General features: G+C 63.6%; 2 protein-coding genes. Both read left to right on the forward strand.

Annotated elements, in window-relative coordinates; all coding sequences use genetic code 11:
- Positions 1-24: 24 nt before the first annotated feature.
- The gene (gene folE / locus WB528_RS17745; protein ID WP_423889704.1) at positions 25-648 is read left to right on the forward strand and encodes a GTP cyclohydrolase I FolE; all 624 of its coding nucleotides are present in this window, start codon (positions 25-27) and stop codon (positions 646-648) included.
- A 43-nt stretch (positions 649-691) separates the two neighbouring features.
- Entirely contained in the window at positions 692-2,218 is a 1,527-nt protein-coding gene (locus WB528_RS17750) for an FAD-dependent oxidoreductase (RefSeq protein WP_423889703.1), read from the forward strand.
- The last annotated feature ends 167 nt before the right edge of the window (positions 2,219-2,385 follow it).

The following is a 2,385-nucleotide window of genomic DNA, read 5'->3' on the forward strand; positions in this document are numbered from 1 at the left end:
GCCTATACGCCTGCAACGAGGAGCATGCCCGTGAGCCCACATCTACATGCGCTGCGTCACGCTGACGCGCCGCAAGCCGACGTCCAAAAACCCAGCCGATCGGAAGTCGAGGCTGCGGTCCGAACCATCATCCGATGGGTGGGCGAGGATCCCGGACGCGACGGCCTGATCGAGACTCCGGCGCGCGTAACCCGTTCGTTCGAGGAATTCTTCTCCGGCTACGATCAAAATCCGGTTGAGATTCTGGAAAAGACTTTCGAGGAGATCGAGGGCTACGACGAAATGATCGTTCTGCGGGACATCAGCTTCGAGAGCCACTGCGAACACCACATGGCGCCGATCATCGGCCGGGCCTGGGTGGCTTATATTCCAAACGGCCGCGTGGTCGGCATCTCCAAGCTCGCCCGCGTGGTCGACGTCTACGCCAAGCGGCTGCAGATCCAGGAAAAGATGACGGCGCAAATCGCCAACACCATCAACGAGGTTCTGAAGCCCCAGGGCGTCGGCGTGATTATCAAGGCGACGCATCATTGCATGACCACCCGCGGCGTCCACAAGCCCGGCACCGACCTCGTCACCAGCCGTATGCTGGGCTGCTTCCGCGACAATGCGCTCACACGCCAGGAATTCCTTGGCATGGCCACATAAGATAGCGTGTGGCTGACGTATCGTAGCGACGGAGGGAATAGACATGGCTGAAGAGCAATCCCCGCCCGCGGGACCAGACCTCACACAAGGCATTGCGTCGACTGACTTCAGCGGCGCCACCCTGCTCGGCCATGTTGGCGAACATGAAGTTCTGCTGGTTCGGTCGGGGTCCGAGATTTTCGCGATCGACGCCCACTGCAGCCATTATCACGGGCCGCTCGCGGACGGGCTCGTAGTCGGCCACAGCATTCGTTGCCCCTGGCATCATGCCTGTTTCGATTTGCGCACCGGAGAGGCCGCGCGGCCGCCCGCGTTGAACGCGCTGTCAGTCTGGCAGGTCGAGCACGAGGGCGACCGGATCTTCGTCCGCCGCAAGCGTGAACAACCGAAGTCCCGCGGCAAGAGACCTGTCGACGCGCCGGGCAAGATCGTGATCATCGGTGGTGGCGCGGCTGGCCTTGCGGCGGCGGACATGCTGCGGCGGCAGGATTTTCGCGGCAGCATCGTGATGCTCAGCAGCGACGCCGCGCCGCCGGTGGATCGGCCAAATCTGTCGAAGGACTATCTCGCGGGCAGTGCGCCGGAGGACTGGCTGCCGTTGCGCCCCGATAGTTTTTACGCCGAGGCCGGCATCGATCTGCGGCTCAAGAGCAACGTCACATCGATCGATACCAAAGCGCGCGATGTCATCGTCGCCAACGGCGGCGCCATTCCCTATGACCGCCTGCTGCTGGCGACGGGCGCCGAGCCGGTTTGGCTGCCGATTCCGGGGGCCGACCAGCCGCATGTCCATGTACTCCGTACACTCGCCGATTGCCGCGCGATCATTGAGTCCATCAGGGGTGCGCGTCGCGCGATCGTGATGGGAGCGAGCTTTATCGGGCTTGAGGCGGCGGCGGCCTTGCGCACGCGCGGCATCGAGGTGCATGTGGTCGCGCCGGAGCAGCGGCCGATGGAACGCGTGCTGGGACCCGAGATGGGCGACTTCGTTCGCGCCCTGCATGAGGAGCATGGCGTCATTTTTCACTTGGGTGATACCGTCGCTGCGATCGAGGGCAAGCGCGCGACCCTCAAGAGCGGTAGCGTGCTCGAGGCCGATGTCGTGCTCGCCGGCGTCGGTGTTCGCCCGCGTCTTGCCTTGGCGGAACAGGCCGGCCTCAAAATGGACCGCGGCGTTGCTGTGAACGAATTCCTCGAAACCAGCGTCACTGGAATCTACGCCGCCGGCGATATCGCGCGTTGGCCCGACCCGCATTCGAAGGACAACATCCGCGTCGAGCACTGGGTTGTAGCGCAACGCCAGGGCCAGACCGCCGCGCGCAACATGCTGGGACAGCGCGAGGTCTTCGACGCGGTGCCCTTTTTCTGGAGCCAGCATTACGATGTGCCGATCAACTATGTCGGCCATGCCGAGAAGTGGGATGAGATTGCGATCGATGGCGATATCTCAGGCCGGGACTGCCTCCTGAAATACAAGAGCAAGGGCCGCGTGCTTGCGGTCGCCTCGATCTACCGCGACCTTGCAAGCCTTCAGGCAGAGCTGGCGATGGAGCAGGCGTTAAGCCGATAGGCCGCAAGACACCTATTTGAACCCGCGCTCCCGTCGCGCCGGTTCGAGAGCACTCCGCCCCTACTCCACGCCGCGGAGGAACTTGTTCGACTTCGGCAAGCCGTGCGCCAGGCGGCCGGCATCGGCGCGGTTACCACGCCAGTCGGACAATTCCTTGAGCGTCATGC

The organism is Bradyrhizobium sp. (assembly GCF_049586575.1).
GTDB lineage: Bacteria > Pseudomonadota > Alphaproteobacteria > Rhizobiales > Xanthobacteraceae > Bradyrhizobium.